Source organism: Amycolatopsis sp. NPDC050768 (assembly GCF_040654155.1).
Taxonomy (GTDB): Bacteria; Actinomycetota; Actinomycetes; order Mycobacteriales; family Pseudonocardiaceae; genus Amycolatopsis.
On sequence record NZ_JBFAHL010000004.1, the window covers coordinates 215,411 to 237,424 of the forward strand.

Genomic DNA, 22,014 nt, shown 5'->3' on the forward strand with positions numbered 1-22,014 from the left:
AGCACCACCAGCGGCCCCAGTTGCGCCACGACCCCACCCCAGGCCGAGTTGCGCGGGCTGCCGAGGGCAAGCGCGGCGGGACCACGTGAAGTCGGTGTTCGCGAAGGTGGCCGTGCGCAGCCGGGGCGAGCTGGCCGCGAAACTGCGCCCGGTCCACGACGTCACCGTGAGCCTGAGGTCCGGCTGTGCGGTGTCGGCGCGGCGGGAAACCCGGCCCGCGGCGAAGGTTCCGGACGCGACGACGACGCGCTGCGAGCCACGGGCGAGGTCGCGCAGGTTGCGGGACAGCAGCTCGGCCAGACGCGGTCCGGCGTGGTGGTGCGTGCGGTGCAGCCGCCGCAGGGCTTTGCTGTCGAGCAGCACGCCGCGACAGTCCTGAGTGGACTGTCACCGGGCCGCCGCCCGGACTCGGCGTCGAGGGGCTGGGAGGTAGACGGTGGACGGAGACAGGAACGGTCCGAACTCCAAGAGCCGATTTTCCTAGCTGCACAATGGAAAGGTCCGTACCGCGAAGTTCGGCCCTGCCAACGAGAGCAGCCCTCGTTCGCAGGGCCGAGTCCGGCCCCGGCCCGCGAAGGAGCCGGCGACTACCAGCGGAGCAGAGTTCGGTCGCGCGTCCTGGTGTCGATCCAGACGATCCGGGGATATGAGCCCCGGCCGGCCACTGGGCCCCGCGCGTCGCGGTGTGCCGCGGTGCCCCCGGCAGGAGTCGAACCTGCGTTCCCGGCTTCGGACGCCGGAGTCGTGTCCGTTGGACCACGAGGGCTTCGCCGGGTTCGCGCGGGCGAGGTGCGGAGGATGCAGGAGTCGAACCCACGCGGGCGCTCAGCACACCCGACCACCGTTTTCGAAACGGCTGCCTTACCACTCGGCCAATCCTCCCTGGCCCGGCAACACCCGAGTGCCGCCGTCGTGCGCGGAGGGCGCGCGGGTCGAACGCGCGCCGGGACGTGCCGTCCCGGACCACGGATTAGCAATCCGGTGCCTTGCCACTCGGCCAGCCCTCCTCGTTGTGCCGCGCCCCGCTGCCCGTCGAGGGTTCGAACCTCGGTTGCCGGATCCAGAGTCCGGAGTCCTGCCGGTTGGACGAACGGGCATCGCGTGGTGCTCCCGGGCCAGGACTCGAACCTGGCTCTGCGGAACCAAAATCCGCCGTGTTGCCGGATACACCACCCGGGAAAGCGTGCCCTCGCCAGGAGTCGAACCTGGACTGTCCGGAGCCTGGGTCCGGTGCCTCTGCCGGTTGGGCTACGAGGGCTTGGGGTCCGCGCGCGGGGGGACCCGTCTTCGATGGAGCTGCGTGCGGTTGCGGGGATTCGAACCCCGACTGGCCTGACCCTCAGCCAGGTGCCTCTTCCAGTTGGGCTACAACCGCGTAGCGCGTGCGGGAGTCGAACCCGCGTCTTCGGCGTGAGGGCCGGTGTCCGTTCCGCTGGACCAACGCGCCGTGCTGGTGACAGTCTTTTGATCAACCTCAGTCGAGTGCCCGCGAGTCGAACGCGGTGTCTTCCGCTCCCGAAGCGGATGGGTTCCCGTCTCCCTCGCACTCGTCGGCCGGGCACCCCCCTCGGGTGCCGGACCTGCGCTCACGACGGGACTCGAACCCGCGATCGTCTCCTCGACAAGGAGCTGCCCTGGCCGCTGGGCCACGTGAGCCTGAAACCTGCGTACCCCTACCAGGAGTCGAACCTGGGACCTCCGGATTCGTAATCCGGCGCTCTGTCCAGCTGAGCTACAGGGGTGTGGCAGCCGATCCGGGTATCGATCCCGGTCCCCCGCCTTGAAGGGGCGGTGACCTAGCCAGCAGTCGCATCGGCCTTGTCTTGGTGTGTCGGTGGTGGGGGACGGAGTCGAACCGTCAAAGCCGCCGAAGGGCGTCCGGGTTACAGCCGGGTGGGCTCACCTGTGCCCAGCCCCACCGTGCTCGCCGCGGCCGGCGAGCGTGTTTCTGCTCCGCTGTGTAGTTGACAAAGACCAGGTAGCCGAGAAAGAACAGGCGCCGACAAAATGGGCGCAGCACATCAACGAAATGGATATACCACCATTTATGGGTGCACGAAATAGAGAAAGCCGCCCGAATCGGTTTCCCGATGGGCGGCTCCCGGTCATGACGTCGACGACGTCACGGTGGGGAGCCCCCGACGCTCAGCAGCCGCTCTTCAGGCAGCATCGAGCCACTGAGCCGCTCTTGCGGCAGGCGCGGCATTGATGACAGCGCATCCGACGAGCGCAGCGCATCGCGCAGATCGCCCAGATAGCGGCGCTGCGACCCTCGCTTCTCCATGCTCGCCACGATGACTCCTTCTCAGTTTCTGTGCTGGTTCCGATGAGCTCTTGCGTTCAGCTCCATTACATAATCGCGAACCCGCACCCGGGTGTCAATCTTTATTACCGGACCAATTTCACCGCCCGAGCGCCGCTTCCACGAACTGCCGCAGCACCGGCCCGTTCGCGCTCGGCAGGAAAGCCAGCGCGACCGGGATCGCCGGCGCACCGGCGATCGGGAGGAACCGCACCGTCGGGTGGATGTTGCGCCGCACCGCGACCTCCGGCACCACCCCCAGCCCGCGCCCCGCGGCGACGCTCTCGATCCACTCGTCGAAGTTGGCCGTCTCGACGACGGTCGCCGGCCGCTGCCCCTCGGGCCAGGACCACGGGCCGGTGGTGCCGTTGACGACGTTGACCACCAGCGGCCAGTTCGGCACGTCGGCCCATGCCAGCTCCGGCTCGCCGGCGAGCGGGAACGTCTCCGCGAACACGGCGACCCGGTCCTCGTCGAACAGGTGCACGACCTGCAGCCGCGACGAACGCACCTCCCCGCGCACGAGCGCGACATCCACCTTCTCCTGCTGCACCGCCGCGAGCGGGTCGTCGATGCGTACAAGGTCGACCGAACTGCCGGTGGCGCGTTCGAACCGCGCCACGGTCTCCTGCGCCCACGGCGTGGGCAGCAGCCAGCTGAACCCCAGCTTCACGGTGCCCCGGCGCCGCGCCGCGCCGACGCCGCGGTCGAGCTCCGCCAGCACGCGCTGCGTGTGCTCCAGGAACGCGCGGCCCGCTTCCGTCAGCTCCACGTGCCGCGACGAGCGGTCCAGCAGGGTGACGCGCAGCAGCTCCTCGAGCTGCCGCACCGTCCGGCTGAGCGCGGGCTGGGTGATGGCGAGCTCCTGGGCGGCACGGGTGAACGACGCCAGCCGGGCCACCGACGCGAACGCGCGCAGGTGCCGGATTTCGATGCCCGCCGGTGTGCCCTCAACCATGCCCGCAGAGCATAGCCGCGGCAGGACGGGCATTTCCCAACGCGGCCGCGGGTGCCTAGCGTGGAGCCGAAGGGGTTCACACGGGGAAGAGAGAAGGCGTTCGACATGCACAGCTCGCTGTCCGGTCTCGGGGTGACCTCGCCGGTCCTGGCGGCGCCGATGGCGGGCGGGGGTACCACGCCCGCCCTGGTGGCCGCGGCGGCGAGCGCCGGGGGCCTCGGCTTCGTCGCCGGCGGGTACAAGACGGCCGAAGCGCTCGCCGAGCAGATCGCACAGGTCCGCGCGCTGGGCATCCCGTTCGGGGTCAACCTGTTCGCCCCCAACCCGGTGCCCGTCGACCCGGACGCCTACCGCCGCTACGCCGGCGCGCTGCGGGCCGACGCCGACCGCTACGGCCTCGACCTCCCGCGGGCGATCACCGAGGACGACGACCACTGGGAGGCCAAGCTCGACCTCCTGCTCGCCGGCCCCGTCCCGCTGGTCAGCTTCACCTTCGGCCTGCCGGCCGCGTCGGTCTTCGCCCGGCTTCGCCGCGCGGGCACGCTGGTCGCGCAGACCGTGACTTCGGCCGACGAGGCCCGGCTGGCCGCCGACGCCGGCGCGGATCTCCTGCTCGTGCAGGCCGCGGCCGCGGGCGGGCACTCGGGCACGCTCACGCCCGACCGCGTCCCGCCGGCGGTCGCGCTGCCGCGGCTCCTCGGCGAGGTCGGGGCCGCCGTGTCGCTGCCCCTGGTCGGCGCCGGCGGGCTCGCCACTCCCGAGGCCGTGGCCGAGGCGCTGAACGCCGGAGCCATCGCCGTGGCCGTCGGCACCGTGCTGCTGCGGTCCGACGAGAGCGGCGCGTCGAAGCCCCACCGCGAAGCGCTGGCCGACCCGGCCCGCCGGGAGACCGTCGTCACGCGCGCGTTCACCGGCCGCCCGGCGCGGGGCCTGCGCAACGCGTTCACCGACGACCATTCGGCCGAAGCTCCCGCCGGGTACCCGGCCCTGCACCACCTGACCAGCGCGCTGCGCAAGGCGGCCGTGCAGGCCGGTGATCCCGAGCGCGTCAACCTGTGGGCAGGCACCGGCTACCGGCACGCCACCGCCGAACCCGCGGCCGACATCCTCACACGGCTCTCCCCCCGGCTCTAGCCCACCCGTCAACCGGACGGGTGAGCTCGGCGACAGGTCGCCGGCGGCCAGAACGGGTACCCCACCAAGGCAATCCATGATCGACCAGAGGAGAACGAGAACCATGGCACGAGTCCTGTTCGTCATGACGGGCGCCGACCACTGGACGCTCAACGACGGAACTCGGCATCCGACCGGGTACTGGGCCGAGGAGTTCGCCGCCCCGTACACCGCGCTCAAGGACGCGGGCCACACGATCGTGGTGGCGACCCCGGGCGGCGTGGTGCCGACCGTGGACCAGGGCAGCCTGAACCCGGACATGGCCGGCGGCGAGGAAGAGGCCGCGAAGCTCGCGCAGGTCCTCGAGTCCGCCGGCGAACTGCGCGAGCCGATCGTGCTCACGGACGTGAACCTGTCGGACTACGACGCCGTCTACTACCCCGGCGGCCACGGTCCGATGGAGGACCTCTCCCACGACGCCGACTCCGGTGCTCTGCTCAACGCCGCCCTCGCGTCGGGCAAGCCGCTCGCCGTGGTGTGCCACGCGCCCGCCGCGCTGCTGGCGACGCGCGACGAGCGGGGCGAGTCGCCGTTCGCCGGCTACCGCGTCACCGGGTTCACCAACGACGAGGAGAACGCGGTCGGCCTCGGCCCGAAGGCGAAGTGGCTGCTGGAGGACGAGCTGGGCAAGCTCGGCGTCGCGTTCGAACGCGGGCCGGACTGGCAGCCATACACGGTCGTCGACCGCACCCTCTACACGGGACAGAACCCGGCGTCGGCCGCGCCGCTGGCCCAGGAACTCCTCAAAGCCCTGAAATAGGCCCGATCGCCGGCGGGGTGCGCGGCTACGCGGGCTCCGCCGGCGATTGCGCGAGCGAGAGGCTGTTCCCGTCCGGGTCGAGGACCACGACGTGGCGCACGCCGTTGGCGTAGGTCTCGACGGGTTCGTGCGTGATGCCCTGCGCGGCGAGGCGGGCGAGGATCTCGTCGAGATCGGTGACGCCGAGGGTGACCATCGCCCGGCCCACGCCCTCGGCGCGCACCTCCCGCGCGTCGACCACGAGCCACGCGGCTTCGCCCAGCTGCCACAGGTGCTCCTCGCCGATGACCTCGTCGGCGGGCCGGCCCAGGAACGCGGTGAACCACTCCAGGGCCCGGGGCAGGTCGCTCACGCACATGATCGTGTACAGGTCCACGGAACCACTCCTCTCGACGGTTGACGGAGGGGTAGACCACCGCCGCCGCGAAAACTCATCGGTCCCGCGGGTCGCCCTCGGTCATCGCCCCGGCCACCTGGTCGTGCACGGCCAGCACGCGGGCGTCGAGCTCCTCGACCGGCACACCGACGTCACGCGCGAGCGCCTCGCGGAAGATGAGGTAGCCCTTGTACGCCGCGACCATGAACACGTGCATCGCGATCGCGTCGCCGTCGGCGGGCAGGGCACCGGTGGCCTGGTCGCGTTGGAGAGCGGCTCTCGTCTTCTCGATCTCGGGCAGAGCGTGGTAGTCCGGGTCGCCGTCGATCGCGAGCAGCGCCTCGACCAGCGTGGGCGCAGGGTTCGCGAGCGCGCTGCGGAACATCGCCTTGCGCCGGCCGAGGAACGACGCCTCCCAGTGCCGTTTCGCGCCTGCCGCCCATTCCCGGGCGCGATGGGCCACGGCCGCCCTCAGCAGGGATCGCCGGTCTCCGAAGTACTGGTAGATCTGGCCGCGGTTCACCCCGGAGCGGTCGGCGACCTCCTGCAGGTTCAGCCCGGCGAAGATCCCGTCGCGCTGGAGCAGGTCGAAAGTCGCCTGGAGGAGGTCGGCCTCGGTGCGGGCCCGGTCGCGCCCGCGCCGGCTCGACGCCTGCCCGGCGGTGTCGTTCACATCATCTCCCGTGTGCACTCTTCTCACCTGCTCCGACCTCGCAGTCTAGTGATCGCTCACACCACACCCCGGCCCCGCAACGCGTCGAGCTCCGCGGTGGACAGGCCCAGCAGGCCGCCGAGCACCTCTTCGGTGTGCGCGCCCAACGTCGTGCCGGCCCAGCGGACACTGCCGGGCGTCGCACTCAGGTGCGGCAGCGGCGCGACCATCGGGACCTCGCCGAACTCCGCGTCGTCCACAGTGATCACGGAGCCGCGGGCCCGGCAGTGCGGGTCGTTCATCAGGTCGGCGACGCTCATGATCGGCGACGCCGGAATGTCGGCGTCGCTCAGCAGTTTCACCACCTCGTCGGCGGTCAGCCGCGAGACCCACTCGCTGATGAGCGGGTACAGCTCGTCCTGGTGGCGGATCCGGGCGGGGCGGTCGGCGAAGCGCGGGTCGTCGGCCAGCTCGGGCTGGTTCATCACCGCGGACAGGCGCCGGAACAGCGAGTCGGTGCCCGCGTGCAGCGACACCCGGCGATCGTCGGACGTCACGAAGTCCGACGCCGGGACGATGGCCGGGTTCTTGTTGCCCAGCCGTTCCCGGACCTGGCGGTCGAGGCCGTAGGCGGTCACCGAGTCCTCACTGGACCGCAACGCCGCCTCGTACAGCGCCAGGTCGATGACCTGGCCCGAGCCCGAACCGTGATCGCGGTGGTACAGCGCGGACACGACGGAGAACGCCGCGAGGTAGGCGCTCATGTAGTCGATCACCGAGTATCCGCTGCGCACCGGCGGCCGTTCCGGCTCGCCTGTGGCGTAGGTCAGTCCACTGTAGGCACTCGCGATCCGGTCGAACGCGCCGCGGTCGCGGTAGGGCCCGGTGAGGCCGAACCCCGTGAGGTACAACAGGATCGCCCGCGGGTTGAGGGGCTGCAGGTGCTCGGGCAGCATGCGGTAGCGCTCGAGCGTCGGCGGGCGGAAGTTCGTGACCACCACGTCGAAGTGCGGCACCAGCCGGTGGAACACGTCCTGCCCTTCGGACGTCCGGAGATCGAGCGCCACGGACTTCTTGTTGCGTCCCTCCTGGAGCCAGCCCGGCGACCGCCCGCCGCCGCGGGTGAAATCGCCGACCTTCGGGTCTTCGATCTTGACCACCTCGGCGCCGAAGTCGCCCAGGATCGTCGCCGAGACCGGTCCGGCGAGGACGGTCGCGGCGTCGAGGACCCGGACACCGGCCAGCGCGTCGCTCATCGTGTGGTTGTCCTCCGTGCTCGCGTCGGGATGCGGGGGTTCACTTGCCTTGCGCCGCGTCGATCACGAGCGACAGGTCGATCAGCTCTTCGGGCTTCACCGGGGAGTCGATCTGCAGCGTGTTCGGCACGGCCTGGTACATCTTCTGCAGGCTCGCCACCGATTCGGCGGGCACGTTGAAGTCGAACGGCACCGACGGCGCGATCCGCAGCGTGTCGACGGTCGTGCCGAGCTGCTGGGCCATCTTGGTCATCACGTCGGTGTCCTGGTGGTAGTCACCGGACAGGTGCGTGTTCACGGTCCGCTCCACCGCGCGGAAGAACGCGACACCCGCGTCGCGGTGTTCACCGAGCAGGTCGGTGGTTGCGAAGTAGCCGGCGATCTGCATGCTGTCCGGGTACCCGCCTTCGGCGTTGAACGCGGTGCCCGGCTTGATGCTCGCGGTGAACGGCGGGCCGAGGGTGGCGCCGTCGATCGAGCCGTTGTTGAGCGCCTGGACCATCGCGGCGATGTCGCTGAACGGAGTCATCCGCACGTCGGCGGGCTTGAGGCCACCCTTGGTGATCAGGTCGTACAGCCCGTACTCCGACGGAGCCGCCAGGCCACCGGGGTTGACGCCGATGTTCTTGCCCTTCAACGAAGCCGGGTTGAAGTCGCTCGCCTTGCTGCCGTACTTGGTACTCATGTAGACGCCACTGTCCGGAGAGGACGAAGCGACGCCGGAGACCCAGCGGATCGGGACGCCGTGGCGCAGCGCGTTGAAGACCAGTGCCTGCGCACCGGCGTAGACGAGGTCGATCTTGTCCTGTCCCAGCAACGTGAGCAGGTTCGGCACCGTGTCGGTGACGAACGTGACGTCAAGGTTCTCCTTGCCGAACTCGCCGTAGACCTGGGCGAGCAGCGCCGGCGCTTCGAGCTCCAGTTTGGACGGGATGCCGACCTTGAGCGAAGCACGCTGCGCCAGCGGTTTGGGCGCGGGCGTGCCGGGCTTGCCCGACAGGCTCATGCCGGCCGGCAGCACGGACACCTGCTTGGCGTCGGTGGCCTGGTTCTGCTGCGACGACGGGGCACACGCGCTCGCGAACACCAGGCCCGCCGTGACGGCGGTGGCGCAGAGCGCCCGGGTGGTTCTGGACATGGCTCTCCTGAGGAAAACACGGGAAGGGGTGGGGGACGGGGAGGGACTCAGGACCGGCGCAGGCGCGGCCGCTGCTGGGGGACGGCGAACTTCAGCGCGAGGCTGACGAGGCCGGTGAAGGCCACGCCGATCACCCCAGCGATGATCACGCCGGCGTACATCGTCGCGGGGTCGAACACCTGGGAGCGCTGGAAGATCAGGTAGCCGAGGCCACTGTCGCCCGACACCATCTCGATGCCGACGATCACGAGGATGCCGATGCCCGCGGTCAGCCGGATCGAGGTCGCGATGGCGGGCAGCGCTGCGGGGAGGATGACGTGGCGCAGCAGCTGGGTGCGTTTGGCGCCGAGCACTTCCGCGGCGTCGCGGTAGCCCTGCTCGACCGACAGCACCGCGGTGGTGGAAGCGAGTACGACGATGAAGAATACGGACACGCCGACCAGGACGATCTGCGGCAGCCCACCGAGGCCGAAGATGAGCAGGAACACGGGGAACAGCGCCAGCTTCGGCAGCGTGTACAGCGCGACCAGCGTGTGTTCCAGCGCAGCCCGGGCGATCCACGACAGTCCGAGGAGGACACCGAGCGCCACGCCGGCCACGACGCCGATCCCGTAGCCGATCACGAGTTTGCGCACGGTGTCGACGATGGCGTCGGTCATCACACCGTCCTGAATGGACTGCACGCCCGCCTGCCAGATCACGCTGGGGGCAGGGAAGAACCGGGTGTCGAGGATGCCGAACTGCGCGGTGAGCTCCCAGACCACGACGATCAGCACCGGGGTCGCCCAGGCCAGCGTGAGGGTCACGCCGCGGCGGCGCCGGGCGTGTCGCTGCGGCGCCAGCTCGGCGGGACCGGGTGTGCGCCGGACGAGCTCACGACCTCCGAGCTCCTCATGCGACGTCATGAGCGTGCTCACGTTCTTCCACCTCACCTTTCAGGAGCCGCCAGATGTGGTCTTCGAGGGCGCCGAACTCGGCCGCCGAACGCGCGGCGCGGGTGCGCGGCCGGGCGAACGGGACCTCGATGTCGTCGAGGATGCGCCCGGGCCGCGAGGACATGACGACGACGCGGTCGGCCAGCAGCAGTGCCTCGTCGATGGCATGGGTGACGAACAGGATGGTGCGCCGGTGCGCCTCCCACACCCGCAGCAGCTCCTGTTGCAGGACCAGGCGCAGCTGCGCGTCGAGGGCGGCGAACGGCTCGTCCATCAGGAGGATCTCGGGGTTGGCCACGAACGCCCGGGCCAGGGCCACGCGCTGGCGCATGCCGCCGGAAAGCGTGGCCGGGTAGGCGGATTCGAAGCCGGAGACGCCGGCGCGCTCGATCCAGTCGCGGGCCACCTCGTTGGCCCTCGGCCGTGAGACGCCGGCGATGTCGAGCGGGAGCCGCACGTTGGCGAGCACGGTCTTCCAGGGGAAGATGCCGTAGTCCTGGAAGACCATGGAGCACAGCGGCGAATCCGCGTCCGCACGATCGATCACGATCTCGCCGGACGAGGGCGCGGCCAGCCCCGCGACGATCCGCAGCAACGTCGACTTTCCGCAGCCGGACGGGCCGACGATGGCGACGAACTGTCCTCTTTCGACGGTCAGGTCGACCGGGCCCAGCGCGTGGACCGCGTGGCCGCGGGAAACGAACGTCCGCTCGACGCCCGTCGCGCTGATCACGACGTCGGACATGCGGCCTCCTCCTGGTGGGTGTGGTCGAGGATCGTCGGGAAGGGTGCGTTCGCGAGCCACTCCCCCGCGGCCCGGTCGCCGTGCACGCGGTCGGCGAACGCCGTGGCGACCGCGGAGATCGCGGCCGCCGTCGGGCTGTTTTCGGTGTCGTGGCGTGGGATTCCGCCGAGCTGGTGGTCGCCGTCGTGGACCACGGCGAGGTGCTTGAACCGTGAGCGCGCCCGGTCGTACGGCTCGCGGCGCCACTCGACGCCCTCGCCGCGGGCACCGAAGTCACGCGTGCCCGTGACGACCAGCAGGGGCAGCTCGACGTCGTGCCAGGAGTCCGGCGTGAGCCCGCGGTCGCCGCTTCCCTGCGGTGACAACAGGATTCCGCCCGCGACGGCCGGGTGGGTGAAGGTCTCGTGGCCGGACAGGCGCGCGCCCAGGAGGAGCTGGGCGGTGTAGGCGCCGAACGAGTGCCCGGCGAGCAGTACGTGGTCGGGCCTCAGGTTCGGCTTGGCGGCGAGCGCGTCGAGCACCGCGTGCACCCGGCCGACCCGCGACAGCCAGTGTTCCGGGTCGAAAAGCAGTGCGTGCATCCGTTGCTTGGCCACGGGATCCGCGGGCCAGGTTCGTTCGTCCACACCGGACAGGCCGAGCTCCGGACCTGCGAGCTCGAAGGCATCGCGGAACTGCGGGTGCAGCACCGCGTAGCCGTGGGACGCGAGGTGGTGGCCGAAGCCCGCGTACCCGCGGTGGCTCCCGCCCAGCCCGTGACACAGGACGACAACCGGCTTTTCCCCGGTACTGTCCGGTTCTTGCGCGAAAACGGCGACCCGCTGCCCGTCCGCGGTCGCCCATTCGTCGACTTCACCCGTGACGACCCGATGGCGTCCCGGCCGGGCCCACCGGGGGTCCGGGTGCTCGTTGCAGCCCACGCTGGCTCCTAACTAGCGACTTGTTAGTAACGTAATGCTAGTTAGCCGGCGTTGACAAGACTCGTCGCGGAAGTGGCGGGGCGCGAGCACTCTCCGTGGCTGCGCAGTGACCACCGACCGGTCATGGACAACGCCTACCCGGAGCTCGTCGAGGCGCTCGACCGGCGGGGCGGCCCGCGGTTCGTGGCGGACAGGGAGATCGTGGCGTTCGACGGGGACAACACCAGCTTCGCCGCGCTGCAGCCGCGCATCCGCCTCACCACGGCGCAGCGCAAGCAACGGCTGGCGCGCAAGGCCGACCCGTGGCGGGACCTGGCGAAGCGCGCGGGTTCCGCGGAGGCGGCACTGGCTTCGCTGCGCTGACGCGCGCCGGGCGGACAAAACACCTGAGCCACACTGGCACCAGGTGGACAGATCTCGCCGATCGCGCCGACACTGGTGTCATGGTCAGCCCACGGCCAGGCCCGATCCGGTGGCTGCGCTACGTCTACGGCGCGCGGCTCCCCGATGAGTACCGCCCGTGGGTGCTGCACGACGCGACCGCCCGGACCTGGGTGCTGCGGTTCGCGCTCCGCGTGTTCTTCGAGGCACTGCCCTGGCTCACCGCCGGGTTCCTCCTGCTGGTGTTCCTCACGCCGCTGCCGGCGGGTCTGGTGCTGCTCGGGTTGCTGATGGCGCTGGTGCTGGGACTCTTCCTCACCCTCGGCAGCGCCGACGAGCTCGCCGAAGTGCGTCTCGCCAAGCACGGCTTCCCACCGAACACCGGCAAAGAAGTCCGGAAACGTCGCGGCGGTGCCGGAACATGGCCGTGACGCCGTGGCAGGACCCTGTCGCGCCACCGCACCGGCGCTGTGGAGAGCCACTCGGCCGATAAGGCCCAGGTGCCCTGCCGGCGTGGGCCTCGGTCGTCCGCGGGGTGGGCATGGTCTTCATCGCGCTCGTCGCCATCCTCGGCTTCGTCGCCACCGGCTGAGGCGCTACCCGCCGACGGTGACGGTGCGCCGCGCCGGGCCGTTGGCGCTGCGCGGCACGATCGGGACGACGCCGAGAGCACTCAGCACGGCGACGAAACCGTTTTCGATCTGCGTTTCGGTGCTGGGCCAGTAGCCGACGGTTTCGCACATGAACTCGTCGCACTGCTCGGGCGGCGGCCCGGCGCAACCGGTGGCGAGCAAGACGACGGCGGCGGCCGAGGCGGCCAGACGCAAACGTGACACGGCGGAACCCCTTCCCGGGCTCAGACGACGGCAGGCTGCCGGCGGCGGACGATCAGCGTGATCACGGCGATGGCCAGCACGATCGCCACCACGGCCTGGTAGTACCCGGTGATCACGCTGATCAGGGCGCTCACCACGCCGATCACCTCCATGGCCACCCCCAGCGTCGCCGCCCACGCGTGCCACGCCAGGAACGCCGCGGCCACGGCGACGAGCACCGCGATCACGGGGTTCAGCACGAGCACGAGCCACACCGACCCCGGCACGTCCTGGCCGTGGTCGAGGCGTTCGAGCACCGTGAGCAGCTGCACCACCCATATCCCGATCGACGCCACCGCCTGCACGGCCATCACCCACCGCGCGGTCCTGACCTGCCACCCGCCCACGACGCACCCCTCCTCCGGTTGATCACCGGGGACGGTAACCGCGGACGGCGGGAGCCCTCCCGAGCGTGTCCGCTACCTGCCGCCCGACTCCAGCACGTCGGCGAGGTACCGCACCGCCAGCTCCTCGGCCCGGTCACGCCGCTCGACGTCGCCGCGCCAGCGCCGGTACAGCTCGATGCTCGCCAGCACCGCAGCCCCGGCCTCCTTCGTGTCGTACCCGCAGACGGTGGCCCGCAGCTCACGCGCCTCTTCCGGAGCGGCGAACTCCAGCCGGCGCACGCCTCGAGGAGAAATGCCGGCGCGCGCGGCGATCAGCGGCCCCAGGACGGTTTCCCTCAGGAAAGCCAGGAATCCTAGGACGTCGAACAGCTCGCCGCGCCCGAGTTTCGTGGCCGCGTAGTGGACCCACACCCAGAACCGGTCTTCGAGCCACTGTTCGTCCAGCGGCTCCTTGGCGAGGGGCGCGGCGGCGAGGGCCCGGGTCAGCGCACCGTCGCGCTCCCAAAGTATCTTCGGGTCGCTCGTCCGCTCGCCGAAATCGGCCACTCGCACGAACTTGAAGTCCACGTGCAGCAAGCGCGGCCCGGTCAGGGTGATGACCAGCCGCGGCTCGCCGACGTGCTCGCCGGTGAAGCCCGCGACGAGGTCGACCCACGAGCCGATCAACGCGAACCTCTCGGCCATCACCGCGTTGAACGCTTCATCGGAAACGACCACGAGGACGTCGACGTCGGAGTAGACGTCGGGCTCGCCGTGGGCGATCGAGCCGCCGACGGCCACCCCGGCCACGCGTGGGTCGCGGCTGATCTTCGGGAGCACGTCGTCGAGGAACTCGCGGTGCTGCGCGGGAACGGTCATGACCTTCCTTTCGGCAGGAGCAAAGTCGGGCAAAGTAGCACGACACCGCTCCGGCCGGCACGCGAATAAGCGCTCAGCCCTCGTGCAGCGCCTCGACGATGCGGCCGGCCAGCGCCGCCATCTCGGGCGACCCGATGGTCACCACGACGTCGCCCCGCTGCACGCGCCGCACCACCTCCGCACACGCGACGGAGCCCGACCCGGCGTACACCTTGTCCTTCTCCGGCAACGGAATCGCGGCGGTGAGCGCCTCGCCGTCATAACCCGCCGCGACGGTCTCGCCGGGGCCGAACACCGGAAGCACCACCGCCTGGTCCGCCAGGCTCAGCGACTCGGCCATCTCGCCGAGGAACTGCCGCACGCGGTACGCGCGATTGGGCTGGCACACCACGACCAGCCGATGTTCCTGCGCGACCGACCGCAACGCCGTCAGCGAAGCGGCCATCGACGTGTGGTGGCAGGCGTAGTCGTCGTACACCCGAACGCCGCGCGCGACACCACGGAGCTCGAACCGCCTGCGGACGCCCGGAAAACGGCGCAAGCCGCGGGCTGCCCCCGGGATGCCCAGCCGCTGCGCGGTGAGCAGCGCGGCCGCGGAGTTGAGGCCGAGGTGCTTGCCCATCACCGGCACGTGCACCGCGCCGACGAGGGCGCCGTCGAGCACGGCGTCGTAGCGGATCCCCGTGGTCACCGACGAAAGCCCCACCACGACGAGGTCGGCGTCGTTGGCCTCGCCGTAGGTGTACACGGTCCGGCCTTCCGCCCGCAGCGCCGATGCGAGCCGGCGGCACCGCTCGTCGTCTGCGTTGGTCACCACGAAACCGCCGGGGCGCACACGGCGGCAGAAGTCGAGGAACGCCTGCTGCAGCCCCTCGACGTCGCCGTAGGTGTTGAGGTGGTCGGAGTCGATGTTCGTGACCACCGCGACCTCGGGCGTGTAGGCGAAGAACGAGCGGTCACTCTCGTCGGCCTCCACCACGAAGTACTCCCCCGAGCCGACGCCGCCGGAGCCGAGCGTGCGGACGTCGCCGCCGATCACGTACGACGGGTCGGCCCCGCCGGCGCGCAGCGCGACCGTGATCATCGCGGTGGTGGTGGTCTTGCCGTGCGTGCCCGCGACCGCGATCGCCCGGCGCCTCGCCAGCACCGCCGCGAGCGCCTCGGACCGGTGCAGCAGCGGCAGTCCCCGATCGCGAGCCTCGACGAGCTCCACGTGGTCGTCGGGGATCGCGGTGGAGTACACCACGGTGTCGGCGGTCCAGAGGTGCCCGGCCGAGTGCCGGCGGTGCACGGTGGCGCCCAGCTCCTCCAGCAACGCCAGGGCCGGCCGGTCGCCCACCTCGCTGCCGCTCACCGGCACCCCGTGGCGCAGCAGGATCTCCGCGAGGCCCGACATCCCCACCCCGCCGATGCCGATCAGGTACACGTGGCCCAGGTCCCGCACGGTCAGCTCGTTCATCACGCACTCTCTTGTGTCCGGTGAGGACTCCCTGTCCCCGGATTCGAGGGTGCTGCCGGCATGTCCTCGGACCGCGCGCTCTCTGTCGCGGCAAGGCAACAGCCGTGTGCCGATCCGTCAGCGCGGCACTGAGAACGGCTGCCGGTCCGGGTGCCCGGGCGCCGGCTGAGGCGCGGCGAGGACGACGGTCGTGGCGTCGGCGGGCAGCCGCGGACGGTGGCGCTCGACCACGCACGCCGAGGCCAGCGCGTAGCCGGCCGCCGCGAGGAAGAAGCCGCCGAGGCAGTCGCTGGGGCGGTGCCAGCCGACGGTGAGCGTCGAGACGCCGACCGCGACGATCCACGCCACGCCCAGTGGCGCCGCCACGAACCGCCCCACGCGCGGCAGCACGAGCAGCAGCGCGAACACGCTCATCGCCGCCACCGTCACGTGGCCGCTGGGGAAGCTGTTGCTGGTGGAGTGGATGCGCTCGGCCAGGTTCGGCCGGTCGAGGGCGACCTTGAGCAGCTGCGCGAAGCCCGCGACCACCACCATGAGCCCGACGGCCGCCGCCGTGCGCCGGTACGCGCGCCGCAGCAGGCCGATCACCACGACCAGCACGAGCGCGAGGGTGAACAGCACCGGCACCGGGACCTCCAGCGGCAGCGGCACCTCCCCCGACGCGCGGGTGAACGACGGGTCGAACGTCTCCAGGACCCGCTGGTCGGCCTCCTGGCCGGACTCCGTGCGGACCAGCAGCAAGTACGTCACCGCCGTCGCCACGACGAGGAGGACGGCGGCCACCAGCCGCCAGGCGATGCCGAGCACTCGGTTGTTCACCCCGTCCAGCCTGCCAACGCTTCGTCCGCGGTGGGCCCGGGAAATGTCATGGGTCTGCAACAACCGCGCATTGGTTCCGCACGGACCAGTCCCCTGTGGACGGACGGGGCCTTCCTCACCCCACCCGCAGCGTGGTCCCCCGCGGGATCAACGTCGGCGCGAACCGGCGCGTGGTGGCCGGCACCCCGGCGCCCGCGTCGATCAGCAGGTCCACGGCCGCGCCGGCGATCTCCGTGAACGGGACTCGGATCGTGGTGAGCGGCACCGGCAGGCGCGCGGCGAGCGGAATGTCGTTGTACCCCACCACGGACAGCTCCTCGGGCACGCGCACACCGGCGCGCTGCACGGCCGAGAGCAGCCCGACGGCGGTGTTGTCGTTCACGGCGAAGACGGCGGTGGGGCGCGGATCGAGGGCGAGCAGGGCACGCCCGGCGTCCTCGCCGCTCTCCATGCTGAACGTCGAGGGCAGGACCACTGCCGGGAGGCCGGCTTCGCGCAACGCGTCCTCATAACCGGCCCGGCGGCCGAGCGCGCTGGACGCATACGCCGGACCCGCGACCAGGGCGACGCGGCGGTGTCCGAGGTCCAGGAGGTGCCGGGTGGCGAGGTAGCCGCCGAGGCGGTCGTCGCCCACGGCCGCGGCGCTGTCGCCGAACGTGCGCATCGCCAGCACGTGCGGCACCCCGCGCTCCAGCAACTCCTGACAGAAGCCGCCTTCGGTGCGTGCGGTGGTGAGGATCAGGCCGTCGACGCGGCGCCCGAGCAGCATCCGGCCGTTCTCGCGCTCCAGCTCCGGCTCGTCGTGCGAGGTCGCGACCAGCGCGTGGTACCCGCGGCGCGTGCACGCCGTGGCGACCTCCTCGTAGAACATCGCCATCACCGTGTCGGTCAGCCGCGGCACGAGCACGCCGAACGTGTTGGTCTGCTGGCGTCGCAGGTTGGCCGCGACCGGGTTCGGCTCGTAGCCCACGCCCTCGGCGATCTCGCGGATCCGCGCCGCCGACGGGCTGCGGAAGAACCGGTGCTCGGGGTTGAGCGCGCGCGAGACCGTCGACTTGCTGACGCCGGCTGCCAGCGCGACGTCGCTGATCGTCGGGCGGGCCCCCGGCTCCCGGGTGATCTCCGGTGTTCGCTCGCTCATGCGGCTCCTTGACTCTCGGGCAACCCGCAGCCTACCGTTGTGCAACCGATTCCCTCATCGTTTGCACAGCCTGAAACAAGGGAGTGTCATGAAGTCTCTGGATCTGCGCGGCCTCGTCCCGGCGTGCGTCACCCCGTTCACCGAGAGCGGCGACGTCGACCACGAAGCCCTCGCGGTGCACGGGCGCTGGCTCGCCGGCCTGCCGGGCGTCAAGGGCATCGTGTGCAACGGGCACGCCGGCGAAGGCGCGAGCATGACCGAGACCGAGCGCGGCGACGTGGTGAAAACCCTGGTCGACGCCGTGGAGGGCAAGCAGCCCATCATCACCGGCGTGATCAGCGACGGCAGCCGCGTCGCGGGCGAAGAGGCCAAGCGCTACGGCGAGGCGGGCGCGGCGGGCGTGCTGCTCTACCCGGCCCACAGCTGGCTGCGCTTCGGCTTCCAGCCCGGCGCCGCCGCGGACCGCTACCGCATCGTCGGCGAGATCTCCGGCCTGCCGCAGATCCTGTTCCAGTACCCGGACGTGACGAAGGCGAGCTACAACCTCACCGAGCAGCTCAAGATCGCCGAGCTCGACTCCGTGTTCGCGATCAAGAACGGCGTGCGCAACATGCGCCGCTGGGACACCGAGGTCCCGGTGCTGCGCAAGGAGGTTCCCGACCTGCAGATCCTCACCTGCCACGACGAGTACCTGCTGCACACGATGTTCGACGTCGACGGCGCGCTCGTCGGCTACGGCGCGCTGGCGCCCGAGGGCATGTGGGAACTGCTGCAGGCCGGCAAGCGCCGCGACTACCCGGCGGCGCGCGCGGTGCACGACCGGCTGCTGCCGCTCACCAAGGCCGTTTACCACCGCGGTTCGCACATGGAAGGCAGCGTCGCGCTCAAGCTGGGCCTGGTGCAGCGTGGTGTCATCCCCAACGCCTACGTGCGCTCGCCGCTGCTGCCGCTCGCTCCGGAGGCCGACGACGAGGTCGCCGCCGCTCTCGCCCACGCCGGGCTCGGCAAGGTGCTCTGACGCTGCGTTTTCCTTCTCCACCGCTTCGCTTGGGAAGGCACACCAATGACTGCTGTGTCAGCAGAGGCACCACCGAGAACCGGGAACCGCCGGGAGCTGCGGTTCATCCTCGTGTTCGCGTTCCTCGGCTCGTTGTTCGACGGCGCCGAGATCAACCTCGTCGGCTACCCGCTCACCTACTTGTCCGGCTCACTGCACGTGTCCACGGTGGCACTGGTGAGCGTGGCGACGTTCCAGGGCTTCGCCTCGATCGCGGGCGGGTTCCTGTTCGGCTGGCTCGGCGACACCCTCGGTCGCCGCCGCACGTACGCGATCTCCGTGCTCGCGTTCGGCGTCGCCGCCGTGCTCGGCGGGCTGGCGCCGAGCTTCGGGACGTTCCTGGCCACCCGGCTGCTGGCCGGTCTCGGCATGGGCGGCCTGTTCGGCCTGTCGTTCTCGATGTTCACCGAGTGCTGGAAAACCACCCGCCGCGGCACGATGGGTGGCCTGATCCAGTCGATGTACTTCCTCGGCGAGATCGTGACGGTCGGCGTGCTCTACGCGTGCCTGTCCTGGTTCGGCAACGACCTTGGCTGGCGCACCGGCTACGTCGTGATCGGCGTGGTGAGCGTGGTGATCGGGCTCGCGGCCTTCCGGCTGCTGCCGGAGTCGCGCCACTGGCTCGAGTACCAACGGCGGCTGCGCGAGGGCACCGTGCCGCCCGAGCTGCGGCGCACGCGCGTGCCGATCCTGGACGTGTTCCGCTCGAAAGTGGTCTACGGCAGCGTGATCTTCATGGTGCTGTCCACGGCCATGTTCCTCACGACCAACTCCGTCGGCGTGTACCTGTCCACGTACCTGCTGAAGGTGCAGCACCTGCCGCTGGGCACGGCGAGCGGCGTGGTGCTGATCGGGTACGTGTTCACGATCCTCGCCTACTCGGCGACGGGTGCGGTGTCGGACCTGGTGCGGCGCAAGTACGCGTTCCTGGCCGCCTGCGTGTTCGGTGTGGCCGGCTTCGCCTGGTTCCTCGGACAGGTCTTGAGCGGCACAGACCACGTGAGCTCGTCCTTCTGGGGCGACGCCACGTTCTGGGCGCTGATGTGGTCGGCCGCGGCCTGCGGCGGCTTCGGCGTGCTGGGCGTGTGGATGTCGGAGTACTACCCGACGCGCATCCGGTCCACGGGCGCGAACAGCAGCTACTACGTCGGCCGCGGCCTCGGTGCCGGCGTGTACCCGCTTTTCGCGCTGACCCTGGCGGGCGGCGGCATTCCGCTCGCGTTGGCACTGGGCATTCTGGGCCCGTTGGCGGGGATTGTTTTCTCCGCGATAGCGCCGGACCGAACCGGACGCGACATCGTGGCCATCGAATAGGGCAGTGCCGTTCGAGAGAATTGCTGTTTTTCGGATAAAGATGGTTCCGGTGCCCGCCGGGGAATGGCCGGCGGGCACCGGGATCAGCTCACTGGCGCCAGTCGATGATCACCGCGATGCTGCCACCCATGCTCTTGACCCGGACCTGCGGGTTGGCGGCCATGTTGCCCCACGGCACCGTCATCTTGCCGCTCTTGCCGCAGCCGAGGCTGAACCAGCCGCCCTTCGGGTGCTTGGCGTCGAAACCCCAGCCCTGGACGCACGCGGACTGGTTGGTGCCTTCCTGCACGTTCCAGCCGTATCCCGCGCGGAAACCCGCGTGGCCGAGGATCGCGCAGTTCGACTTGCTGACCGGGCCCCACTTCCCGATGATGCCCGACGCCTGGTGCGGGTCGGTGCACGCATTGGCCGGCGCCGCGTTCGCAACGCCAGCGCCGGCCACCAGCGTGCCGGCCGCCGCGACCGCGGCGACGAGCGCACCGATCCGCGAAATCCGCTTCCCCATGTGTTCTGTTCCCTCCAGTAGGAGCGGCAAGATCATCTCGCCGCGAACCGAACGTACAACGGAACAGCCGAGTGGCGCACCTCGAAAGTGGCCATTTAGGAATGACTTAGGGTTGCCGCGAATTCCCTCGCAGAAAATGAATCGCATTCACGCCGGGGTCAGGGCCGCGCGCCCGCGGCTGATCCGCAGCACGTCGGCGAGGACCAGGTCGGCGAGCAGCCGCTCCTCCTCGTCCGGCAGGTCCGGCCGGGAGGGCGGCGGTGCACCGGTGGTCAGCGCCGCGGCGGCGTCGGCGGTGAAGCCGGCCAGCTCGGCCGAACCGGTGCGGCGCTGGAGCATCGCGCCGGCCGACGCCGCGAGGCCGCGCAGGCCTTCCACCGACTCGTCGAGAGCGTCGCGTTGAGTGGAGTCCGGGCCGCGGGTGCCGGGTTCGGGCGCGAGCAGGTCCTGGTGCGTGCGCACGGCCGTGCGGAAGCGCGGGCCGACCTCGCGCGCGTCGCCGCCCGGTTCTCCGCGCAGGCGCGCGGCGACGGATCCGAGCAGCTCGCCCATCGCGGCCGTCGCGTCCGAAAAGCGTTGCGCCACTGGGGGTTTCGGCACGCCCGGCACGGCGGCGAACCCGAACAGCAGCGCGATCGCGACGGCGAGCGCCACCAGCAGCACGTACTCCGCGAGCGTCGCGCCGGGGTCGAGATGCTTGGTCACCGCGTTGACGCTCACGCTCATCAGCACGATGCATCCGTTGAACACCAGGGGCTGCGCCTGCATGAACGGGAACCCGACGAGCAGCGCGACGAGCCCCAGCGGCAGCAGCGCCGAGTGCGGCAGCAGCCACAGCGCGAGCGCGAGCACCACGGCCCCGGCCACCGAGCCGGCCACGCGCTGCCAGACCTTCGCGAGCGTGTCGCGCCATTCGGGCTGCATGATCGCGAACGTCGTCATCAGGAACGACACCGTGAGCGGGTCACCCGGGCGCAACGACGCGATCACGACGGCCAGCAGCATGCCGAGCGCGCACCGGACGGCGTGGCGCAGCTGGGCCGAGCGCCACGACAACGCGCCGGCGGCCTCGCGGCGCAACGCCGTGCGCACGATGTGGCGCGGGAAGTCCACGAGGGACTCGTCGCGCGTCGAGACGGCCTCGCGCACCGCGGCGACCGCCGTCCACAGGTCATCGACGAGCACGCGGGTGTCGCCGGGCAGGCCGATCTCCGGGTCGACGCGCTCGACCTCGGGTACGCCGGCCGGGTCGAGGGTCTTGACGCGGACCGCGTCCGCGAGCTGCGTCAGCGCCGCCTCGACGGCCGCCAGCACCGCGGTGACGGCCGCCGCCTGGTCCGCGTCCAGTACGCGCAGCCGGTCGCGTAGCACCGCAGCTGTGCCGTGGCAGCGCAGACCCGCCGCGACCACACGCGCCTGCCAGCGCAGCGGCCGGTCGGCCAGCCACAGCCGAACGGCGCGTTCGGCGCTCTCGCGGTCCGGTCCGCCCAGCGCGTCGGCGAGCGCGGCGCGCGTCGGCTTGCCCGGGTCACCCAGGCCCGTCAGCAGCCGCAGCACGAACACCACGCCGATGGCCAGCGCGGGCGCGCCGAGGATCTGTCCGACGCTCGCCGCGCCCGTGAGCTGGAAGCCGTAGCCGAACACCGACGACATCCCGAGCCCTGGGCCCACGGTCACGTACCGCGCGCCCAGGGCCGGCAGCAGCGCCGCGCAGAACACCACGAGCACGAGCAGCGCGATCGCCGCGGCGTGCGACACCTGCCCGAGCAGCCGAGGCCCCGCCGCGCCGATCATCACCGCCGGCGCGAACGCCGCCAGCAGCTTGAGGTCCGGCAGCAGCGGGCCGCCGTTGGCCGCGATGAAGCAGAACAACGCGGTCAGCCCGGCGAGGATCATCGTGCCACCGAGGCCGAGCACCGCCCCGAGCCCGGCCGTGCCGCCGACCACCGCCAGGATCACGACGAGCAAACCGCCGCCGCGCGCCAGAACGTTCACCCGCACCTCACCGTCTTCGCGCTTCTTCCCGCGGAAGCCTCGCACCCC

Annotated in this window: 23 protein-coding genes and 12 tRNA genes; 6 read left to right on the forward strand and 29 right to left on the reverse strand. The window is 71.0% G+C overall.

Annotated features, from left to right (window positions below):
- Positions 1-694: 694 nt before the first annotated feature.
- From AB0H62_RS14090 to AB0H62_RS14155, 14 genes are all read right to left on the reverse strand, one after another.
- Positions 695-766: transfer RNA gene (locus tag AB0H62_RS14090), tRNA-Arg, on the reverse strand.
- A 26-nt stretch (positions 767-792) separates the two neighbouring features.
- Positions 793-882, reverse strand: a tRNA-Ser gene (locus tag AB0H62_RS14095).
- Positions 883-917: 35 nt separating this feature from the next.
- Positions 918-1,007 (reverse strand) — tRNA-Ser (locus AB0H62_RS14100).
- An 18-nt stretch (positions 1,008-1,025) separates the two neighbouring features.
- Positions 1,026-1,097: transfer RNA gene (locus AB0H62_RS14105), tRNA-Gln, on the reverse strand.
- A 10-nt stretch (positions 1,098-1,107) separates the two neighbouring features.
- Positions 1,108-1,179 (reverse strand) — tRNA-Gln (locus AB0H62_RS14110).
- 5 nt (positions 1,180-1,184) lie between these two features.
- Positions 1,185-1,258, reverse strand: a tRNA-Leu gene (locus AB0H62_RS14115).
- A gap of 43 nt (positions 1,259-1,301) precedes the next feature.
- A tRNA-Leu gene (locus tag AB0H62_RS14120) sits at positions 1,302-1,375 on the reverse strand.
- Between the two features lies 1 nt (position 1,376).
- Positions 1,377-1,447 (reverse strand) — tRNA-OTHER (locus AB0H62_RS14125).
- A gap of 136 nt (positions 1,448-1,583) precedes the next feature.
- Positions 1,584-1,656 (reverse strand) — tRNA-Asp (locus AB0H62_RS14130).
- A 12-nt stretch (positions 1,657-1,668) separates the two neighbouring features.
- Positions 1,669-1,742 (reverse strand) — tRNA-Arg (locus tag AB0H62_RS14135).
- A gap of 1 nt (position 1,743) precedes the next feature.
- Positions 1,744-1,818, reverse strand: a tRNA-Glu gene (locus AB0H62_RS14140).
- 17 nt (positions 1,819-1,835) lie between these two features.
- Positions 1,836-1,920: transfer RNA gene (locus tag AB0H62_RS14145), tRNA-Tyr, on the reverse strand.
- A 202-nt stretch (positions 1,921-2,122) separates the two neighbouring features.
- Positions 2,123-2,293 (reverse strand): hypothetical protein, encoded by a 171-nt coding sequence (locus AB0H62_RS14150; protein WP_220242130.1) that lies wholly within the window; start codon positions 2,291-2,293, stop codon positions 2,123-2,125.
- 109 nt (positions 2,294-2,402) lie between these two features.
- Complete coding sequence (locus tag AB0H62_RS14155) at positions 2,403-3,260, reverse strand: LysR family transcriptional regulator (protein WP_360586260.1); 858 nt, start codon at positions 3,258-3,260, stop codon at positions 2,403-2,405.
- 105 nt (positions 3,261-3,365) lie between these two features.
- Between AB0H62_RS14155 and AB0H62_RS14160 the strand changes: the two genes are divergently transcribed.
- Entirely contained in the window at positions 3,366-4,394 is a 1,029-nt protein-coding gene (locus AB0H62_RS14160; protein ID WP_360586262.1) for a nitronate monooxygenase, read from the forward strand.
- Between the two features lie 103 nt (positions 4,395-4,497).
- A complete protein-coding gene (locus tag AB0H62_RS14165; protein WP_360586264.1) occupies positions 4,498-5,193 on the forward strand; it encodes a type 1 glutamine amidotransferase domain-containing protein in 696 nt (231 codons plus the stop codon).
- Between the two features lie 25 nt (positions 5,194-5,218).
- On the opposite strand, the gene AB0H62_RS14170 is transcribed toward AB0H62_RS14165, so the two are convergent.
- From AB0H62_RS14170 to AB0H62_RS14200, 7 genes are read right to left on the reverse strand one after another with little or no spacing between them, the layout of a single operon-like run.
- Positions 5,219-5,569: a VOC family protein gene (locus tag AB0H62_RS14170; protein ID WP_360586266.1), complete on the reverse strand. Its 351-nt coding sequence runs from the start codon at positions 5,567-5,569 to the stop codon at positions 5,219-5,221.
- Positions 5,570-5,624: 55 nt separating this feature from the next.
- Positions 5,625-6,242 (reverse strand): TetR/AcrR family transcriptional regulator, encoded by a 618-nt coding sequence (locus AB0H62_RS14175; RefSeq protein ID WP_360586268.1) that lies wholly within the window; start codon positions 6,240-6,242, stop codon positions 5,625-5,627.
- 56 nt (positions 6,243-6,298) lie between these two features.
- Positions 6,299-7,477, reverse strand: a complete 1,179-nt coding sequence (locus tag AB0H62_RS14180) for a CoA transferase (protein WP_360586270.1) — start codon at positions 7,475-7,477, stop codon at positions 6,299-6,301.
- A gap of 40 nt (positions 7,478-7,517) precedes the next feature.
- Positions 7,518-8,615 (reverse strand): ABC transporter substrate-binding protein, encoded by a 1,098-nt coding sequence (locus tag AB0H62_RS14185; protein ID WP_360586272.1) that lies wholly within the window; start codon positions 8,613-8,615, stop codon positions 7,518-7,520.
- Between the two features lie 47 nt (positions 8,616-8,662).
- Positions 8,663-9,532: an ABC transporter permease gene (locus tag AB0H62_RS14190; RefSeq protein WP_220242137.1), complete on the reverse strand. Its 870-nt coding sequence runs from the start codon at positions 9,530-9,532 to the stop codon at positions 8,663-8,665.
- On the reverse strand, positions 9,507-10,295 hold the full coding sequence (locus tag AB0H62_RS14195; RefSeq protein WP_360586274.1) for an ABC transporter ATP-binding protein: 789 nt from the start codon (positions 10,293-10,295) through the stop codon (positions 9,507-9,509). Before AB0H62_RS14195 ends, AB0H62_RS14190 begins: the two co-directional genes overlap by 26 nt.
- Positions 10,280-11,215: a dienelactone hydrolase family protein gene (locus AB0H62_RS14200; protein WP_220242139.1), complete on the reverse strand. Its 936-nt coding sequence runs from the start codon at positions 11,213-11,215 to the stop codon at positions 10,280-10,282. The genes AB0H62_RS14195 and AB0H62_RS14200 overlap by 16 nt, the downstream gene beginning before the upstream one ends.
- 123 nt (positions 11,216-11,338) lie before the next feature.
- Here AB0H62_RS14200 and AB0H62_RS14205 point away from each other — a divergent pair, with 123 nt between their 5' ends.
- On the forward strand, positions 11,339-11,578 hold the full coding sequence (locus tag AB0H62_RS14205) for a hypothetical protein (RefSeq protein WP_360586277.1): 240 nt from the start codon (positions 11,339-11,341) through the stop codon (positions 11,576-11,578).
- A gap of 80 nt (positions 11,579-11,658) precedes the next feature.
- The gene (locus AB0H62_RS14210; protein ID WP_220242140.1) at positions 11,659-12,027 is read left to right on the forward strand and encodes a DUF5313 family protein; all 369 of its coding nucleotides are present in this window, start codon (positions 11,659-11,661) and stop codon (positions 12,025-12,027) included.
- A gap of 165 nt (positions 12,028-12,192) precedes the next feature.
- On the opposite strand, the gene AB0H62_RS14215 is transcribed toward AB0H62_RS14210, so the two are convergent.
- The 6 genes from AB0H62_RS14215 to AB0H62_RS14240 form a co-directional block, all read right to left on the reverse strand.
- A complete protein-coding gene (locus AB0H62_RS14215) occupies positions 12,193-12,432 on the reverse strand; it encodes a hypothetical protein (RefSeq protein WP_220242141.1) in 240 nt (79 codons plus the stop codon).
- 20 nt (positions 12,433-12,452) lie between these two features.
- The gene (locus tag AB0H62_RS14220) at positions 12,453-12,818 is read right to left on the reverse strand and encodes a hypothetical protein (protein WP_360586279.1); all 366 of its coding nucleotides are present in this window, start codon (positions 12,816-12,818) and stop codon (positions 12,453-12,455) included.
- 72 nt (positions 12,819-12,890) lie between these two features.
- On the reverse strand, positions 12,891-13,676 hold the full coding sequence (locus AB0H62_RS14225; RefSeq protein WP_360586281.1) for a nucleotidyltransferase domain-containing protein: 786 nt from the start codon (positions 13,674-13,676) through the stop codon (positions 12,891-12,893).
- 73 nt (positions 13,677-13,749) lie between these two features.
- Complete coding sequence (murC, locus tag AB0H62_RS14230) at positions 13,750-15,135, reverse strand: UDP-N-acetylmuramate--L-alanine ligase (protein WP_220242144.1); 1,386 nt, start codon at positions 15,133-15,135, stop codon at positions 13,750-13,752.
- 117 nt (positions 15,136-15,252) lie between these two features.
- Positions 15,253-15,954 carry a phosphatase PAP2 family protein gene (locus tag AB0H62_RS14235; protein ID WP_360586284.1) on the reverse strand — a complete coding sequence of 234 codons (702 nt, stop codon included), beginning with the start codon at positions 15,952-15,954 and terminating at the stop codon, positions 15,253-15,255.
- 115 nt (positions 15,955-16,069) lie between these two features.
- Entirely contained in the window at positions 16,070-17,095 is a 1,026-nt protein-coding gene (locus tag AB0H62_RS14240; protein WP_220242146.1) for a LacI family DNA-binding transcriptional regulator, read from the reverse strand.
- Positions 17,096-17,183: 88 nt separating this feature from the next.
- Here AB0H62_RS14240 and AB0H62_RS14245 point away from each other — a divergent pair, with 88 nt between their 5' ends.
- Together AB0H62_RS14245 and AB0H62_RS14250 are read left to right on the forward strand one after the other, a co-directional pair.
- Complete coding sequence (locus AB0H62_RS14245; RefSeq protein WP_354869614.1) at positions 17,184-18,113, forward strand: dihydrodipicolinate synthase family protein; 930 nt, start codon at positions 17,184-17,186, stop codon at positions 18,111-18,113.
- 45 nt (positions 18,114-18,158) lie between these two features.
- Positions 18,159-19,466: an MFS transporter gene (locus AB0H62_RS14250; RefSeq protein ID WP_360586286.1), complete on the forward strand. Its 1,308-nt coding sequence runs from the start codon at positions 18,159-18,161 to the stop codon at positions 19,464-19,466.
- A gap of 88 nt (positions 19,467-19,554) precedes the next feature.
- Here the strand turns inward: AB0H62_RS14250 and AB0H62_RS14255 are convergent, their stop codons facing one another.
- Together AB0H62_RS14255 and AB0H62_RS14260 are read right to left on the reverse strand one after the other, a co-directional pair.
- Entirely contained in the window at positions 19,555-19,971 is a 417-nt protein-coding gene (locus AB0H62_RS14255; RefSeq protein ID WP_360586288.1) for a hypothetical protein, read from the reverse strand.
- A gap of 147 nt (positions 19,972-20,118) precedes the next feature.
- Positions 20,119-21,966 (reverse strand): FUSC family protein, encoded by a 1,848-nt coding sequence (locus AB0H62_RS14260; protein WP_360586290.1) that lies wholly within the window; start codon positions 21,964-21,966, stop codon positions 20,119-20,121.
- Positions 21,967-22,014 lie beyond the last annotated feature (48 nt).

Coding starts and splice junctions, on each gene's coding strand:
- AB0H62_RS14185 (WP_360586272.1), bottom strand. CDS start 8,615: ATGTCCAGAACCACCCGGGCGCTCTGCGCCACCGCCGTCACGGCGGGC.
- AB0H62_RS14155 (WP_360586260.1), bottom strand. CDS start 3,260: ATGGTTGAGGGCACACCGGCGGGCATCGAAATCCGGCACCTGCGCGCG.
- AB0H62_RS14240 (WP_220242146.1), bottom strand. CDS start 17,095: ATGAGCGAGCGAACACCGGAGATCACCCGGGAGCCGGGGGCCCGCCCG.
- AB0H62_RS14255 (WP_360586288.1), bottom strand. CDS start 19,971: ATGGGGAAGCGGATTTCGCGGATCGGTGCGCTCGTCGCCGCGGTCGCG.
- AB0H62_RS14250 (WP_360586286.1), top strand. CDS start 18,159: ATGACTGCTGTGTCAGCAGAGGCACCACCGAGAACCGGGAACCGCCGG.
- AB0H62_RS14165 (WP_360586264.1), top strand. CDS start 4,498: ATGGCACGAGTCCTGTTCGTCATGACGGGCGCCGACCACTGGACGCTC.
- AB0H62_RS14210 (WP_220242140.1), top strand. CDS start 11,659: ATGGTCAGCCCACGGCCAGGCCCGATCCGGTGGCTGCGCTACGTCTAC.
- AB0H62_RS14225 (WP_360586281.1), bottom strand. CDS start 13,676: ATGACCGTTCCCGCGCAGCACCGCGAGTTCCTCGACGACGTGCTCCCG.
- AB0H62_RS14180 (WP_360586270.1), bottom strand. CDS start 7,477: ATGAGCGACGCGCTGGCCGGTGTCCGGGTCCTCGACGCCGCGACCGTC.
- AB0H62_RS14195 (WP_360586274.1), bottom strand. CDS start 10,295: ATGTCCGACGTCGTGATCAGCGCGACGGGCGTCGAGCGGACGTTCGTT.
- murC (WP_220242144.1), bottom strand. CDS start 15,135: ATGAACGAGCTGACCGTGCGGGACCTGGGCCACGTGTACCTGATCGGC.
- AB0H62_RS14160 (WP_360586262.1), top strand. CDS start 3,366: ATGCACAGCTCGCTGTCCGGTCTCGGGGTGACCTCGCCGGTCCTGGCG.
- AB0H62_RS14245 (WP_354869614.1), top strand. CDS start 17,184: ATGAAGTCTCTGGATCTGCGCGGCCTCGTCCCGGCGTGCGTCACCCCG.
- AB0H62_RS14205 (WP_360586277.1), top strand. CDS start 11,339: ATGGACAACGCCTACCCGGAGCTCGTCGAGGCGCTCGACCGGCGGGGC.